This window comes from Empedobacter sp. EJD.6dd, from assembly GCF_057369435.1.
Map to the genome: position 1 here is coordinate 2,400,041 of NZ_CM170667.1, position 16,193 is coordinate 2,416,233.

General features: G+C 32.5%; 14 protein-coding genes. 10 read left to right on the forward strand and 4 right to left on the reverse strand.

Annotated features, from left to right (window positions below):
- Positions 1–99: 99 nt before the first annotated feature.
- Both AC2I98_RS11355 and AC2I98_RS11360 read right to left on the reverse strand, forming a co-directional pair.
- Complete coding sequence (locus tag AC2I98_RS11355; RefSeq protein ID WP_486411794.1) at positions 100–513, reverse strand: hypothetical protein; 414 nt, start codon at positions 511–513, stop codon at positions 100–102.
- 2 nt (positions 514–515) lie between these two features.
- Positions 516–1,517, reverse strand: coding sequence for an NAD(P)H-dependent glycerol-3-phosphate dehydrogenase (locus AC2I98_RS11360; protein WP_486411795.1), 1,002 nt, complete (start codon positions 1,515–1,517; stop codon positions 516–518).
- Positions 1,518–1,613: 96 nt separating this feature from the next.
- Between AC2I98_RS11360 and AC2I98_RS11365 the strand changes: the two genes are divergently transcribed.
- The 9 genes from AC2I98_RS11365 to AC2I98_RS11405 all read left to right on the forward strand — a co-directional run bounded on the left by AC2I98_RS11365 (position 1,614) and on the right by AC2I98_RS11405 (position 12,489).
- Positions 1,614–3,032: a lipopolysaccharide biosynthesis protein gene (locus AC2I98_RS11365; protein ID WP_486411796.1), complete on the forward strand. Its 1,419-nt coding sequence runs from the start codon at positions 1,614–1,616 to the stop codon at positions 3,030–3,032.
- 2 nt (positions 3,033–3,034) lie between these two features.
- Entirely contained in the window at positions 3,035–3,469 is a 435-nt protein-coding gene (gene dut / locus AC2I98_RS11370; RefSeq protein WP_486411797.1) for a dUTP diphosphatase, read from the forward strand.
- Positions 3,470–3,562: 93 nt separating this feature from the next.
- Positions 3,563–4,585 carry a sugar nucleotidyltransferase gene (locus tag AC2I98_RS11375; RefSeq protein WP_486411798.1) on the forward strand — a complete coding sequence of 341 codons (1,023 nt, stop codon included), beginning with the start codon at positions 3,563–3,565 and terminating at the stop codon, positions 4,583–4,585.
- A gap of 6 nt (positions 4,586–4,591) precedes the next feature.
- Positions 4,592–5,395 (forward strand): lipoprotein insertase outer membrane protein LolB1, encoded by an 804-nt coding sequence (gene lolB1, locus AC2I98_RS11380; RefSeq protein ID WP_486411799.1) that lies wholly within the window; start codon positions 4,592–4,594, stop codon positions 5,393–5,395.
- Positions 5,395–7,062 carry a murein hydrolase activator EnvC family protein gene (locus AC2I98_RS11385; RefSeq protein WP_486411800.1) on the forward strand — a complete coding sequence of 556 codons (1,668 nt, stop codon included), beginning with the start codon at positions 5,395–5,397 and terminating at the stop codon, positions 7,060–7,062. Before lolB1 ends, AC2I98_RS11385 begins: the two co-directional genes overlap by 1 nt.
- Positions 7,063–7,099: 37 nt before the next feature.
- Complete coding sequence (gene tatA, locus AC2I98_RS11390) at positions 7,100–7,282, forward strand: twin-arginine translocase TatA/TatE family subunit (RefSeq protein WP_486411801.1); 183 nt, start codon at positions 7,100–7,102, stop codon at positions 7,280–7,282.
- An 80-nt stretch (positions 7,283–7,362) separates the two neighbouring features.
- Positions 7,363–7,974, forward strand: coding sequence for a DUF4254 domain-containing protein (locus AC2I98_RS11395; protein WP_486411802.1), 612 nt, complete (start codon positions 7,363–7,365; stop codon positions 7,972–7,974).
- Between the two features lie 99 nt (positions 7,975–8,073).
- Positions 8,074–10,218, forward strand: coding sequence for an alpha-N-acetylglucosaminidase (locus AC2I98_RS11400; protein ID WP_486411803.1), 2,145 nt, complete (start codon positions 8,074–8,076; stop codon positions 10,216–10,218).
- Positions 10,219–10,287: 69 nt separating this feature from the next.
- The gene (locus AC2I98_RS11405) at positions 10,288–12,489 is read left to right on the forward strand and encodes a M1 family metallopeptidase (RefSeq protein ID WP_486411804.1); all 2,202 of its coding nucleotides are present in this window, start codon (positions 10,288–10,290) and stop codon (positions 12,487–12,489) included.
- A 91-nt stretch (positions 12,490–12,580) separates the two neighbouring features.
- Here AC2I98_RS11405 and AC2I98_RS11410 read toward each other — a convergent pair whose 3' ends face one another.
- A complete protein-coding gene (locus AC2I98_RS11410) occupies positions 12,581–14,719 on the reverse strand; it encodes a S9 family peptidase (protein ID WP_486411805.1) in 2,139 nt (712 codons plus the stop codon).
- Between the two features lie 9 nt (positions 14,720–14,728).
- Entirely contained in the window at positions 14,729–15,076 is a 348-nt protein-coding gene (locus AC2I98_RS11415; protein WP_486411806.1) for an arsenate reductase family protein, read from the reverse strand.
- A gap of 110 nt (positions 15,077–15,186) precedes the next feature.
- Here AC2I98_RS11415 and rluF point away from each other — a divergent pair, with 110 nt between their 5' ends.
- A complete protein-coding gene (rluF, locus tag AC2I98_RS11420; RefSeq protein ID WP_486411807.1) occupies positions 15,187–16,092 on the forward strand; it encodes a 23S rRNA pseudouridine(2604) synthase RluF in 906 nt (301 codons plus the stop codon).
- The last annotated feature ends 101 nt before the right edge of the window (positions 16,093–16,193 follow it).

Consider the following 16,193-nt stretch of genomic DNA (forward strand, 5'->3'; position numbering starts at 1 on the left):
ATTTTTATAAATAATTATAAAACAGTAAGATATTGAAAAAATAAAAAGCTGTTAGTTAACTAACAGCTTTTTTAGAATTATTCTATTAAAATGATTTTATTACAAATTACTCATTTTTTCTTCTACAATTTTTCGTTCTTGAGTAATCAAATTATCTTCCTCTGTTGGAAATTGAAAAATTCCAGAATTGATGCTTTCAATACGCTTCAAGACTTCGTACGAAGCTTTCGCTTTTTCATAATCTTCTCGATTTAGATAAATACGAATCGCTTTCATAAACGTCAAAATGTTTTTCTTTTTCAATTCATCTGCCAATAAAAACTGGTCGCGTTCTTCGTTTGCTTCTAATAAAGTTGACAAATTATTGTCATCAATTTTGTAATACGATTGTAACATTTGATTGAAAATGATCAAGAATCCTTCATCAGCATTTCCAATTTCTAATGAAATGATTCGAGCCAATGTTTTGTTTAATTCTTGAATATATTTTGAAATAAAATCTTGTTTAATCATTGTTAATCTAATTTTTTAGATAATTTTTCGAATATTTTTTTTGCGTTTTTATCTTCGTATAAAATCTTATGAACTGCATTAATAATTGGTGCTTTTATTTGATATTGCTCATTCATAATTGCGACACCTTTTGTTGCATAATATCCTTCGGCAACCATGTTCATCTCTAAAATAGCAGATTTTACGGTATAACCTTTTCCAATCATATTTCCGAACATTCGATTTCGTGAAAAGAACGAATAACCAGTAACTAATAAATCGCCTAAATAAGCAGATTCGTTAATTTTACGTTTTATAGGACTGGCTGTTTTTAGAATGTAATTCATTTCTCGAATTGCATTACTCATAAGCACTGCCTGAAAATTATCTCCATAACCCAAACCATGCGCTATACCTGCTGCAATCGCATAAATATTTTTCAATACTGCGCCAAATTCAGTTCCGTAAATATCATTAGAAAGTTTTGTTTTGATAAAATCACATGCTAAACAATCCGCTACAATTTGTGCTTTGTTTTCGTCTTGTGCTGCGATTGTAAGATATGAAAGACGCTCCAACGCCACTTCTTCTGCGTGACAAGGTCCACTTACAATTCCTAATTGTTCTTCTTTTACGCCAAAATTTTCTAATAAATATTGTCCAACCAATTGGTAATGATCTGGAATAATTCCTTTGATTGATGTTACAACAAATTTATCTGTTAATGGAACGGTTAGTTTGCTTAAACAATCTGCAACGTAAATAGATGGAACCACAATAAATATGATATCTGAATTCATCACAACTTCGTTAATATCAGTTGATATTTTAAGTTTTTCTGATTTAAACTCAACATCAGTCAAATAATTTGGATTATGCTTATTGCGTTCCAAATATCCTTTTACGTATTCATCTTTTACCCACCAGTTGAAAGTTTCAAGGTTTTTATTCAGCATTTTTGCAATCGCAGTTGCCCAGCTTCCATTCCCTATTAATCCAACTTTACGATTAGATAACTCTATCATAATATATGTATTGAACAGACAAAGTTAATTAATTTGTAGCTTAGGTATTTTGAATTTTACGAAAAGAACATCAATTTTGTAAAAATTTTAACGACTTTGTATAAAAAGCTTTTTAGTGAGACGATCATTTATGGTATTGGCTCAATTTTACCAAGGGTAATTATTTTAGCATTGAATTTTTTTATTATCAAACAAGTTGATAATTCAGATTTTGCAATGTTTTCTCAATTATATTCTGCTGTTTCTTTTCTAAATGTTATTTTGACATTTGGTTTTGAGACTGCATTTTTCCGCTATGCAACCGAAGAAGGAATGTATCAGAAAGTGTTAAATACTGCTTTTTGGTTTATGGTGATGAGTTCAACATTAATGCTTGTTTTGGTTTTTCTTTTTCTACAACCATTGGCAGATTTTGCAAATTATAGTAATAATCCTGAATATTTGTTGTGGTTTGCTTGGATTGCGTTTTTCGATGCAATTTGTGTGATTCCTTTCGCTGTATTACGTTTTAAGAATAGACCAATATTATATACAACGATTCGCGTAATTCAGAATGTTTTTCAAGCTGTACTAACAATTGGTTTGTTGTATTATATTTCGAAAGATTTTATGCTAAGTTTAGGTTTCGATAATGCTATTTCGTATCCGTTTATTGCGAATTTATTAGCGAGCATTTTAGGATTTATATTATTAATAGGCGTTATACGTCATGTTCAATTCAAATTTGATCAACCTTTATTTAAAACAATGTTTTTATATGGTTATCCAATTATGATTGCTGGTCTGGGGTATATTTTAAATGAAAATTTTGATAAATTAGTTCAACGACAATTAATAGATCCTGCTGCTGCTGGTTCTTATGGCGCTTGTTACAAATTAGCAACGTTGATGACACTTTTTGTAACAGCTTATCGAATGGGAATTGAACCTTTCTTTTTTAAAGTTGCCAAGAAAGGTGATGCAAAGCAAACGTATGCGAATATTCTTTTCTTTTTTAGTATCATTTGTAACGTTGTAATTCTTGGAATTTTAGCAAATATTGACTGGATTAAGAAAATATTCGTTCCAAATTCAACGTACTGGAATGCTTTAGATATCGTTCCAATTATTTTAATCGCGAATTTATTTTTCGGTATTTATTACAACTTATCAACTTGGTACAAAGTAACAGACAGAACAAATATTGGTACCGTAATTTCTTTGATTGGTGGTGCAATAACAGTTCTTCTGAATGTCTTTTTATTACCTAAATATGGTTTTATGGTTTCTGCTTGGACAACTTTATTAGCGTATGGTGTAATGATGGTGATTTCGTACATTTGGGGGCAGAAAGTTTATCCAATTCCATATAAGGTGAATAAAATTCTACTTTACATGGGAATTGCAATTGCTTTTGCATGTACAAATTATTACATTCTCGATTCTAATTTGATTATTGGTAATCTGATACTTATCGTGTACATTGCGTTTATTGCATTTGCCGAAAAAAATACACTTAAAAAACTAAGAAAATAAAGATGAAAGTAAAAGTTATCAACATCTCGAAACACGCTTTACCAGAATATAAAACAGCTTTATCGGCTGGAATGGATTTAACAGCTAACATTGATGCACCAATCGAATTAAAACCTTTGGAAAGAAGATTAATTCCAACAGGATTGAGCATCGAATTACCAGCAGGTTACGAAGCACAAGTTCGTCCTCGTAGTGGAATGGCGTTAAAATATGGTTTAACTTGTTTGAATTCTCCTGGAACAATTGATGCAGATTACCGTGGTGAAATAGGAGTTATTTTAGCAAATGTTTCTAATGAAGCAGTAACGATTAATGACGGTGAGCGAATTGCACAATTAGTGATTGCAAAACACGAAACTATTGAGTGGGAAGAATCTAACGCTTTAAACGAAACTGAACGCGGAGCTGGAGGTTTCGGAAGTACAGGAAAACAATAATTTTTTTGTCATTCTGAGCTTGTCGAAGAATCTAAAAAAGAAGTAATCCAATTATAAAATATCAATCTAACAAAAAATATTTTTAGAAATAAAATGAAAATTATTATCCCAATGGCAGGACGTGGATCACGTTTACGCCCTCATACATTAACAACACCAAAGCCATTAATTCCTATCGCAGGAAAACCAATCGTACATCGTTTGGTAGAAGATATTGCGAAGGTTTGTTCAGAAAAAATTGACGAAATTGCTTTTGTAATTGGTGATTTTGGAGCTGAGGTTGAAGCTGATTTAATCGCAATTGCAGAAAAGTTAGGTGCAAAAGGAACAATTTGTCATCAACTGGAGCCGCTTGGAACAGCACATTCTATTTGGATGGCGAAGGAAGCTCTGGACGGACCAACTGTTGTGGCGTATGCAGATACTTTGTTTCGTGCAGATTTCAAATTAGATATGGAATCAGATGGGGTTGTTTGGGTAAAACAAGTCGAAAATCCTTCTGCTTTTGGCGTTGTAAAGTTGGATGACAATAATGTTATCACAGATTTCGTTGAAAAACCAAAAGACTTTGTTTCGGATTTAGCGATTATCGGAATTTACTTTTTCCGTGATGGACAAAAGTTATATAAAGAGATTGAATATTTATTAGAAAATGATATTCAAAAAGGTGGAGAATATCAATTGACAGATGCATTAGAAAATATGCGTGCAGCTGGAGATAAATTTACACTTGGAAAAGTTGATGAATGGATGGATTGCGGAAACAAAGCCGTTACAGTTGATACAAACACGCGTGTATTGAATTTAGATAAAGAAGATTTCAAAACGATTCATTCTTCTGCAAAAATTGATAATTCATTAATCATCGAGCCATGTTTTATTGGTGAAAACGTAGTTATTAAAAATTCGAAAATCGGTCCTTTTGTTTCGTTAGGAAATGGAACGGTTGTTGAAAACTCGAATATCGATAACAGTTTGATTCAAGAAAATTCAACAATTTGTAATGCTAATTTAACAGATACAATGATCGGAAACCATGCAAAATATTATGGTGTTTCGCGCAGTATCAGTTTAGGAGATTACTCAGAATTGGATTTTAAGTCACACGAAGCTTAAAAAATTATGATCAACAAATTAACGTATATCTTTTGTTTAGGAGTACTTGCAACAGCTTGTAATACTCAGAAAGTAGCAAAAGTTGAAAAAGATAATAACACAGAAGTTGTATCAGCTTCGGCAAAAATTATTCAGCAAACTTTGTTAAAAAAATCGGCTTTCAAAGATTTGACGATTAAGGCAAAAGTAACGGCAGATTTAGAAGAAATTTCTAGCGATGCTAACGCAACAATAGCAGTAAAAAATGGACAAAAGATATGGGTTAATGCAACAAAGTTTGGCTTTACAGGTGCTCGTGCATTGATTACACCTGATGGTTTTTCAGCTTATGAAAAAATAGGTGGAACATATTATGAAGGAGATTTTTCTATCGCAAATAAATTATTGAAAGTTGATTTTATAGATTATCAAAAATTACAAAATTTGATGTTAGGAAAAGTTTTTGTAGACCTTAATCCTTCTGAATATACAGCAAGTTTTGAAAATGATCAATATACAATTACCTACAACAAAAATCAGCAAATAGCAAATTCTCCAAAAGAAGGTGAATACATACAAACCTATATTTTTGATAATGGATTTCGATTGAAAGAAGCTCATTTAAAAGATCCAAAACGAAAAATGGAAGTTGATTTGGCTTACAACAATTGGGTAAAAGCTGGAGCAGAGGAATTTCCAAAAAATGTTAAAATTATTATAAAAGAGAAAAAAACGCGTCAAATAGATTTGGAATATAATAGTTTTACGTTTCAGGAAACGAACACACCGTTCTCTATTCCAGATGGGTATAAGAAAAAAGAAATAAAATAATGAAGTTTGTTTTATCAACTGTACTTTTAACGTTGTCATTATCAGTGTTTGCGCAAGTTCCGTACAATAAAGCGAACTTACAAAAACAGAATGCTCAACTAAAAAAAGAGATTATAAACTTAAACAAACAACTCGAAGTTAATAAGCAAAATTCGAAGTTAAATGTTGATTATGTACAGAATTTGACTAAAAAAATTCAGGTACAAACCAAATTGGTTAACAACTTATCGAAAGAAAAACGCTTTATCGAGGACGAAATTTATTTAACTCAATTAGAGATTAATAAACTTTCGCGCGAGTTGGTTGAGCTAAAAAAAGACTACAAACAGGTTTTGGTTCGTGCATATAAGAACAAATCTGTTGAAAATAAATTACTTTTTGTGCTTTCTTCTAAAAGTTTGGGAGAGGCTTATCGTCGTATCAAATATTTAGAAAAATATTCGGCTTTTCAATTAGGACAAGCGAATGAAATTATCGGTAAACAAACTGATATTCAAACGAAAAAAGCGAAGAAAGAAAAAGCAAAAGACGAAAAAGAAAAAGTACTTTCTCAACAAACTTTGTTTAGTCAAAACTTAGAAAAAGAGCGCTTAACAAAAGAAAAAGCAGTTGAAGAGTTTCGTAAGAATGAAGGTGTAATTGCTGCAGAAATTAATGCAAAAGAAGCACAACAGCGCCAAATTGATGCACAAATTAAAGCAATTATTGAAGAAGAAATTCGTCAAGCAAAGATTCGTGCCGAAAAAGATTTAAAAGATTGGAACGAAGCTAAACGAGGAAATACTATTGCAGCTTATAACGAGTATTTAAGAGATAACCCAAAAGGGGATTATGCAAAATCTGCTCGTACAGCAATTTTAAGAATCGAAAATGATGCAAAAGCATGGAATATTGCTCGTTCTGCACATACAAAACAAGCTTATCAATCGTATTTAACTCATCATCCAACAGGAAGTTTTGTATCGACTGCAAAAACTGAGATTTCTAAATTTGAGCAATTAGAGCGTGAAGCCGAAGCCGAACGTCAGCGAATTATTGCTGCAGCAAAAGCCGAAGCTGATGCTAAATTGAAGGCTCAAAAAGAAGAAGATGCTCGTAAAATTGCTGCAGCAAAAGCCGAAGCTGAGCGTAAAGCGAAAATTGAAGCTGAGAAAGTTGTTGTAACAAAAGTTCCAGAAAAAGAACGTGTTGTGAAAGTAGATGCGGTAAAACCAGCAGAAACACATGCAGAGCGTCCAGATTCTGAAGGAATTTCGGGAGAGTTTTCTTCAAATAGAGGTCGTTTACCTTGGCCTGTTGATAAAGGAACGGTTGTAAGTAGATTTGGTACGAATCAGCATCCAGTATTATCAAATATTACAACAATGAATAATGGTGTTGATATTTCAACTTATAAAGGTGCACAAGCACGTGCTGTTTATGAAGGAGTAGTAGCTGGAGTTACACCAGTACCAGGAGGAAATAAAGCTTTACTTGTTAGACATGGATCTTATTTTTCTGTATATACAAATTTATCAAGCGTAAATGTGTCAACAGGAGATTCTGTTAAACGTGGTCAGTCGTTAGGTACAATTGATACAACTCCTGATGGAGAAACAGTAATGAATTTCCAAGTTTGGAGTGGAACAACAAAACAAAATCCTGCGCTTTGGGTAGCAGGAATGTAAGAAATAAATTATATATTTGCATTAAAATCAATTCAGTATGGGATTAGGAGGTAAAGAATGGATCGTAATCGTACTTGTTGTGTTATTATTATTCGGAGGGAAGAAAATTCCGGAATTAATGAGAGGATTAGGTTCGGGTTTAAACGAATTTAAGAAAGCAACTAAAGACGAGAATAAACCAGAAGCAACAGAAACAACTTCTGAGAAAAAAGAAAATTAAAATATATTTTTAATTAAATAATAAAGCATTGTAGTTGAACTTACAAATACAATGCTTTTATTTTAAATAATAATTACAAAATGAATTTTACAGATAAAGCTTGGTCGATTTTTAATCAAAGTATCAATGATTATCACCAATATGATGATGTAAATCGTCAAATCGAGAATCCTTATAGCGAAGATGATTTAATCGCTCATTTATTGTATAAAAAGAATTGGATTGATACAGTTCAGTGGCATTTAGAAGATATTATTCGTAATCCCGAAATTGATCCAGTAGAAGCATTAAGCTTAAAACGTTGGATTGATAAATCGAACCAAGAACGTACAGATATGGTAGAATATGTGGACAGCTGGTTTTTACAACAATATGCGAATGTAGAAGTAAAAGCAGATGCAACATACAATACAGAATCTCCTGCTTGGGCGGTAGACCGTTTTTCGATTTTATCGCTTAAAGTATATCATATGAGACAAGAAGTGGAGCGCGAAGATGCAACACCAGAGCACAAAGCAGCTTGTCAAGTAAAATTAGATGTTTTGAATCAACAACATCATGATTTATCAACTGCAATTGAAGAATTATTAGCTGATTTTGAAGCTGGAAAAAAATACATGAAAGTGTACAAACAAATGAAAATGTATAATGATGAGGATTTAAATCCGGTTCTTTATGCAAACAAGAAATAGATTTCAGAAAAATCATTAGAATATAGAAAACTCATCTTTTTTAAGATGAGTTTTTTTATTGCATAGAAAATATTAATTTCATTAAATCAAACCATTACAATGAAATTAATAAAATTTATTACCTGTTTTTTTGCTTTTAGCATTCTTAATTTTGCTCAAAATTTATCTTCTGTAAAAGAATTAGCTACAAGGCAATTTCCATGGTTAAAAAATAAAGTTATTCTAAATCATATTCCAAAAGAAGATGATCAAGATGTATTTATCATTCAAACAAAAAAAGAAAAATTATACATTTCAGGATCATCTATTAGTGCTGCTTCGCGTGGATTAGATTGGTATGTAAAACATATTGCGCATCAAAGTATCTCTCATATGGGCGATAATAGAGTTATGCTTTCTAAACTTCCAAAAGTTGTTGAACCAATTAAAAAGAAATCTTTTGTTCCTTATCGTTATGCGCTAAATTATTGCACAATCAATTATTCGTTTAGTTTTTACACATGGGAAGAATGGGAAAAAGAATTGGATTGGATGGCGCTAAATGGCGTGAATATTATGTTAGCGCCTGTTGGTACTGAAAAAGTTTGGTACAATACTTTATTAAAACTTGGTTATACAGATACAGAGGCGAAAGCTTTTATTCCCGGACCAGCTTTCACAGCTTGGTGGTTAATGGGAAATCTAGAAGGTTGGGGCGGACCTGTAAGTAATCAGTTAATTGATCAACAAGCAGAACTGCAACAAAAAATTCTGAAAAGAATGAAAGAATTAGGAATAGAGCCAATTTTACAAGGTTTTTATGGAATGGTTCCTCACGATTTAGCTACTAAAAAAGGTTTTGAAAATGCTCCTGTTATTGATCAAGGAAATTGGGTTTTCAAAGAGTTTATACGTCCAAGCATTTTGGTTCCAACTACACCACATTTTACTCAAGTAGCAGATATCTATTATAATGAAATGAAAAAATTATATGGAAAAGATATTAAATATTTTGGAGGAGAACCTTTTCACGAAGGAGGAAAAACAAAAGGAATTGATGTTCCTATTGTGGCAAAAAATGTACAAGAAACAATGTTAATAAACTACCCAAATTCTACTTGGGTTTTGCAAGGTTGGCAAAATAATCCGTCAGATGATATTCTAAAAGGATTGAAAAAAGACAATACGTTGATTATTGAATTATTTGGAGAAAATACAGATAATTGGTATAAAAGAAAAGGTTATAACGGAACAAGTTTTATTTGGTCTAATGTGAGTAATTTCGGAGAGAAAAATGGTTTGTACGGAAAATTACAACGATTTATTGATGAAGTATACAGAGCTAAAAACTCTGAATATGGACAATATTTAAAAGGTGTCGGAATTATTCCAGAAGGAATAATTAATAATCCGGTAGCCTACGATTTGATGTTAGATTTGGCTTGGCAAGCTGAAAAACCAAATCTTGATGATTGGTTAAAAACCTATACGATCTATCGTTACGGAAAAGAGAATCAAAATATCATCGATGCTTGGAAAGGTTTTGCAAAAACAGTGTATTCTAATCCAGAGGTTTATCAAGAAGGTCCTTCAGAAAGTATTTACTGTGCACGCCCTTCTCTAAATGTGAATCCTGTTTCTTCTTGGGGAACAAGAAAACGAAATTATGATATTGTACAATTTAAAGAAGCTGTTAAATTATTCGTTTTGGCAGATGATGAATTCAAAAATGTAGAAACATATCAAACAGATAAAATCGATTTTCTTCGTCAAGTTTGGGCTGATAAAGGAGATGCAGCTTATGATAGAATGGTAAGAGCGATTAATTATCAAGATAAAACTCAAATAGAAACGGCTGGAAATAAATTCTTAGAGATGGTTGCACTTCAAAATGAATTATTAGGAAATAGTAAATATTTTACTTTGAATCGTTGGGTAGAAGAAGCAAAAGATTTTGGAAAGAATTTGCCCGATGCTGCAAATGTGATGTACAATGCAAAAGGACAAATAACATTTTGGGGACCAGATACAATGCCTCGCACAACCTTACGCGATTATGCACACAAAGAATGGAACGGCTTATTAGGTTCGTTATATTTAGATCGATGGAAAGTGTTTGTAGAAAATTCGATAAATGGAAAGTTATCTAATCCAGAAGATTTTTACAAAATGGAAGTTGAATGGTCAAAAAAACAAGACTTATATCAACCAAAGAAATCTACTCCAGAAGAATTTAAAAAGCTTCAAACTAAAATTTTAGAATAATTATAAAGTTGAAATTACCTTGTATTGAAAAATATGAGGTAATTTTATGTTTACTGTAAAATTTCACACATGAAGAAAAATTATTTCAAACCCTTATTTTTAGGAATAAGTTTATTTTCGATTTCGGTATTTGGTCAACAAGAAAAACCAAAATACGATTATCAAGAAGCTTTCAAACCTTTCTTTTATCAAAATAATGCAACAGAAACTCGTTCAGCGAGTGGAAAACCAGGGCATAATTATTGGCAAAACAGAGCTGATTATAATTTGAATGTTAGCTTAAACGAAGAAAAAAACGAAATATCTGGAACTTCTGAAATTACGTATACCAACAATAGTTTTGATGATTTAGATTTCTTGTGGTTACAATTAGATCAAAACTTATTCAAAAAAGATTCTCGTGGAAGTGCGTTAGTTCCAATTTCAGGAAGTCGTTATGGAGATGCAGCTTCTCAGTTTGAAGGAGGTTATAAAATAAAATCTGTTCAAATTGATGGAAAAAATGCAAACTATACCATTTCTGATACGCGCATGCAAATTGATTTGATTAATCATTTGAAAGCAAGAGGAGGAAAAACAAAAATAAAAATCGAATATTCATTTGTCTCACCAGATTATGGAGCCGATAGAATGGGCGTAGAGGCGACAAAGAATGGTAAGATTTTTACGATGGCGCAATGGTTTCCTCGTATGGCTGTTTATGATGACATTATGGGATGGAATACCTTACCATATTTAGGTCCAGGAGAGTTTTATTTAGAATATGGAGATGTAACAGCAAATATTACTGTACCATCAACACATTATGTGGTTGGTTCGGGAGAATTGTTGAATGAACAAGAAGTCTATTCGAAAGAAGAGGTGAACAGATGGACGAAAGCAAAAACAAGTGACAAAACAGTTATTATTCGTTCGGCTGATGAGGTGAACAAAGCACCTAAAACAGCAAAAGGAACAAAAACATGGAAGTTTAAAATTCAAAATACACGCGATTTTGCTTGGGCTTCATCATCTTCGTTCATCTTAGATGCAGCAAAAATTAATCTTCCGAGTGGACAAAAATCATTGGCAATATCTGCTTATCCAGTAGAAAGCGATGGTGAAGCTGCTTGGGGGAGATCAACAGAATATACAAAAGCCTCAATCGAGCACTATTCGAAACAATGGTCAGAATATCCTTATCCAGCTGCTACAAATGTGGCGGGTAATGAAGGAGGAATGGAATATCCTGGAATTGTTTTCTGTCATATGAATTCAAAAGGAGGAAGTCTTTGGGGAGTTACAGATCACGAATTTGGTCATATTTGGTTTCCGATGATTGTTGGCTCAAATGAACGTGTACATGGATGGATGGACGAAGGTTTTAATACGTTTATCAATGATATTTCGACGAAAAACTTCAATAATGGCGAGTATTATAAAAAGCAATCGTTGCAAAAAATGGGAAGTTATTTATTTGGTGAAAACCTTGAGCCAGTAACAACTCAACCAGATAATATGCGCGAAAGAAATATCGGTGCGTTGTTGTATTACAAACCAGGAGCTGGAATGACAGTTTTGCGTGAAACGATTTTAGGCGAAGAAAGATTTGATAAAGCATTGCGTCAGTATATTAAATATTGGGCATTTAAACATCCAACACCAGAAGATTTTTTCCGTACAATGGAAAATGTTTCGGGTGAAGAATTATCTTGGTTTTGGAGAGGTTGGTTCTTGAATAAATGGACAATCGATCAAGGAATCAATAGTGCGAAATATGTAGACGGAGATTATAAAAAAGGCTTGATTTTAAAGGTTGAAAACTTTGGTCAATTACCAATGCCAACAACTATTCAAGTTAATTTTAAAGATGGTACGTCGCAAGAAGTAAAATTACCAATCGAGGTTTGGAAACGTAACACAGAATGGACTTTCAAAGTGCCTTCTACAAAAGAAGTGACGACGGTACAACTTGATCCAAAAGGAGCTTTACCAGATACGAATATTAAAAACAATACTTTTAATATGGGTGATGCAAAACCTGTCGAAAAGATTAATCCAAAAGAATACGAAGGAACGTTTACGAATAAACAAATTAATGCAGAATTTGTGTTGAAAGCAGAAAATGACAAATTGAATTTAGTTTTTAATGGTCAAACAATTCCGTTGGATTATCAAGGAGAAGGTAAATTTTCGAATGAACAAGCTGGTCTTGATTTAGCTTTTGCAAAAGATAAAAAAACATTTACAATCGAAGAGTCAGATCAAAAATTTGAGTTTACGAAGAAGTAAAATTGTTCTAAGTTATCATGCAGAACTCGTTTCAGCATCTCATCAGAAAAGTAAAAAAACCACTTCTTTTGAAGTGGTTTTTTGTTGACTATTATTTTTGAGATGTACTTTCTGGTTTTAAATACAAATCGAAGTAATCTGTAATTTTTTGCATCAAATGAACGCGGTCTTTTCCACGAACATTGTGCTCATGTCCAGGATAAACAAAGTAATCCATTTGCACGCCATTTTTCACCGCTTCGCGAATAAAATCAACAGAATGTTGCCAAACAACTACATTATCTTGCGCTCCGTGAATCATTAATAATTTACCTTTTAAGTCTTTTACGCGATTAATTAAATTCGTGTTTTTGAAACCTTCAGGATTATCTTGTGGCGATTCCATGTAACGCTCTGTGTACATAATTTCGTATTGTGTCCAATCTAAAACTGGTCCGCCAGCAACACCAACTTTGAAAACATCGGGCTTACGTAACATAAACGAAGTTGTCATAAATCCACCATAAGACCAACCGTGAATTCCCATACGTTCCGCATCTACGAAAGGCAACGTTTTTAAGAAATCAACTCCTTTCATTTGATCATTCATTTCTGTCGTTGCAACATTTGCATGAATTGCTTGCTCAAATTTTAAACCTCTATTTGCCGAACCGCGTCCGTCCATTGTAAATACAACATAACCTTTTTCAGCTAAATGATCGTACCAAAGATTTCCTGTTGCAGGAAAACGATTCGTGATTAATTGCGCATGTGGCCCATTGTATAAATAAACGATTACAGGATATTTTTTCGAAGAATCAAAATTAGTTGGATAAATTAATTTTCCGTACAAATCAGTTCCATCATCAGCTTTTAACGTTACATTTTCAACTTTCGCCGTATTGTAATTAGCTAAAGGATTTTGAGCAGTTAAGATATTTTGTTTGAATTTACCGTTTGTATCCAACACATCAATTTTACGAGGCGTGTTGTCGTTGCTCCAATTATCAACCGCAAATTCTCCATTCGATGAAACCAAAACATTATGTGTTCCTGCATCCGAAGTTATTTTACGCAATTTTCCATTCTCCCAATTCACCGCATATAAATGTCTGTCTTTCGGAGAATCTTTCGTTGTCATCACCAACAACTCTTTTTTCTTCGCATTTTCACCAACGATATCCGTTACAATCCAATCTCCTTTTGTGATTTGGTTCAATAATTTTCCGTCTGTATTGAAACGGTACAAATGCATAAAACCATCACGTTGCGACCACCAAACAAACTCGTTCGTTTTTCCTGGAATAAAATGTAATTCGTTTTGAGGTTCTACATATTTTGCATCATCTTCTTTGAATAATGTCTTAATCAATTTTCCTGAAACTGCATCATATTGATTCAATTCCATGTGTTTTTGATTACGAGAAAGTAAAGCAATATAAATATGTTTTTCGTCTGGCGACCACGTAACAGAAGTTAAATAATGATCTACTTCTGGATGAGTTTCTAAGAAAATCGTTTTTTGCGTTGTTGGATTATAAACTCCTAATGTAACCGTGTGATTTTTTGTTCCAGCAAACGGATATTTGATGTTTTTGTTGACTGCAGGTTGCACCGACCAATCAATAATTGGGTAATCTGTCACAACAGTTTGATCCATTCTATAAAACGCAACTAAATTTCCTTTTGGCGAAATAAAAACTCCTTTGTGAATCCCAAATTCATTTTGATGAACTGATTTTCCATTCACGATTTCATATTTTCCGTCTTTGGTAATTTGATGTGTTTTTCCAGCTTTATCAACAAAAAATAAATTGTTATCAATCACATATCCAACTTGATTATTCGTTGCATCAAATTCTACATTTTCTGCATTATCAGGCAATTTTAACCAATCATTTTGTTGACCAGCAGTTGTTATTGTTTTGTAACCTGTTTTTGTAGAAAAATAAGCTTGCTTATCATTGATCCAATTTAAAGAAGGAATTCTTTTATTCTCAAACTGAGAACTTCTAAAAATCGTATCGGTTTTAAGAGAAGGAACTTCTTTCTTGATCAACGCTTCTCCGTATGATGTTTTTACATTTTGCGTAAAGGCATTCTGATTCGGAATCCATTGTACTTGATTTAGATTCTCGATACGTAAATTCGTCGATAATCCAAGTACAGCATCCTCCATTGTGATGTTCTTTTTCTGAGCAAGTAAACTCGCGCTCAGTAAAAGCGTACTCAATAAAATTGTTTTTTTCATGTGTGATTTCTATTTCAAATATTGCCCAAGGGCTTCTAAGTTTATCTTCTCGTTTCCAATAAAAATTTTGTCTCCGTCTACTACCACAGGACGTTTTAGGAAAGTGTAATCTGATAAAATATAATTTTTGATAGCTTCTTCAGAAAGTTGTTGATCTTTCAATCCTAATTTTTTGTAATTCTGAGCACGACGCGAAAATAAAGCTTCATAACTTCCTGCTAAATCTTTCATTTCAGCTAATTCTTCTTCAGAAATTGCAGTAGATTTAATTTCATGTAAATCAAAACCTGTAAAATCTAACTCTTTCATAATACGTTTGCACGTATCGCACGTTTTCAAAAAAAATATTTTCTTCATTTCTCAAAATCTTTGGTTTTGTAAAGATAAATAAGATTCTTCTTTTTTGATGAGGTTAAAGAATTTTGTGGATATATATTTCAAATCGATAAAAAACTATCTTTGCAATTATGGAGGAGACTAATTTTTTACGTTTAAATAAATATATCAGCGATAGTGGTTTTTGTTCGCGACGCGAAGCAGATCAATACATCGAAAATAGATTGGTTCAGATTAACGGAAGAGTTGCAAAAATTGGTCAATTTGTTGGTCCAAATGATATTGTAACTGTGAAAGGAGTTGAAATAGAACCGCGTGAAAAAGAAAACGCTGTTTATATTATGTTGAATAAACCTGTGGGTGTAACATGTACTACAGATCCTACAGATCCTGATAATATAGTTGATTTTCTATCGTTTGGAGAACGCATTTTTCCGATTGGTCGTTTGGATAAAGATTCGCAAGGGTTGATCTTATTAACGAGTGATGGTGATATTGTGAATAAAATTTTACGAGCTGGAAATAACCATGAAAAAGAATATATCGTAACAGTGGATAAACCTATTACTGATGAATTTTGTGAACGTATGTCGAAAGGTGTTCCGATTTTAAATCAGGTTACAAAAAAATGTAAAATAGAAAAAGTTAGTTCAACCGTTTTTAAAATTACCTTGATCCAAGGTTTAAACAGACAAATTCGTCGTATGTGCGAATATTTTGGATATACTGTAAAAAAGTTAGAGCGTGTTCGTATCATGAACTTAACACTGAATGTTGGTATAGGTCAACATCGTGATTTAACACCAGAAGAATTAGCAGAAATTAATCGCTTGACAAAAGATTCTGAAAAGCACGAAGAAAAGAAGGCTTCTTCTAAACCTAAGAAATCATCAGCTAAAAAAACGAAAGAAATTTCTCCAGATTTTAAAGATTCTAAAGGAAAAGCACTCAAAAAACCAAAACCTAAAACTAAAAGCTCGCAAGCTAGGGTAGGAAAAAGTAATCCCAATAAAGCAAAAGGAGGGAAGAGAAGATAAAATTTAAAGACGTTTCAATTGAAACGTCTTTTTTTAATTCATTTTTTATCGAATACTAATTTCTGTTATATTAATTTAGGAAAGATTCAATATCTTTATGA

Bases quoted from the DNA above. Each gene is read 5' to 3' on its own strand.
- AC2I98_RS11355 (WP_486411794.1), bottom strand. From the start codon at position 513: ATGATTAAACAAGATTTTATTTCAAAATATATTCAAGAATTAAACAAA.
- AC2I98_RS11405 (WP_486411804.1), top strand. From the start codon at position 10,288: ATGAAGAAAAATTATTTCAAACCCTTATTTTTAGGAATAAGTTTATTT.
- AC2I98_RS11400 (WP_486411803.1), top strand. From the start codon at position 8,074: ATGAAATTAATAAAATTTATTACCTGTTTTTTTGCTTTTAGCATTCTT.
- AC2I98_RS11360 (WP_486411795.1), bottom strand. From the start codon at position 1,517: ATGATAGAGTTATCTAATCGTAAAGTTGGATTAATAGGGAATGGAAGC.
- AC2I98_RS11395 (WP_486411802.1), top strand. From the start codon at position 7,363: ATGAATTTTACAGATAAAGCTTGGTCGATTTTTAATCAAAGTATCAAT.
- dut (WP_486411797.1), top strand. From the start codon at position 3,035: ATGAAAGTAAAAGTTATCAACATCTCGAAACACGCTTTACCAGAATAT.
- rluF (WP_486411807.1), top strand. From the start codon at position 15,187: ATGGAGGAGACTAATTTTTTACGTTTAAATAAATATATCAGCGATAGT.
- AC2I98_RS11375 (WP_486411798.1), top strand. From the start codon at position 3,563: ATGAAAATTATTATCCCAATGGCAGGACGTGGATCACGTTTACGCCCT.
- tatA (WP_486411801.1), top strand. From the start codon at position 7,100: ATGGGATTAGGAGGTAAAGAATGGATCGTAATCGTACTTGTTGTGTTA.
- AC2I98_RS11410 (WP_486411805.1), bottom strand. From the start codon at position 14,719: ATGAAAAAAACAATTTTATTGAGTACGCTTTTACTGAGCGCGAGTTTA.
- AC2I98_RS11385 (WP_486411800.1), top strand. From the start codon at position 5,395: ATGAAGTTTGTTTTATCAACTGTACTTTTAACGTTGTCATTATCAGTG.
- lolB1 (WP_486411799.1), top strand. From the start codon at position 4,592: ATGATCAACAAATTAACGTATATCTTTTGTTTAGGAGTACTTGCAACA.
- AC2I98_RS11415 (WP_486411806.1), bottom strand. From the start codon at position 15,076: ATGAAGAAAATATTTTTTTTGAAAACGTGCGATACGTGCAAACGTATT.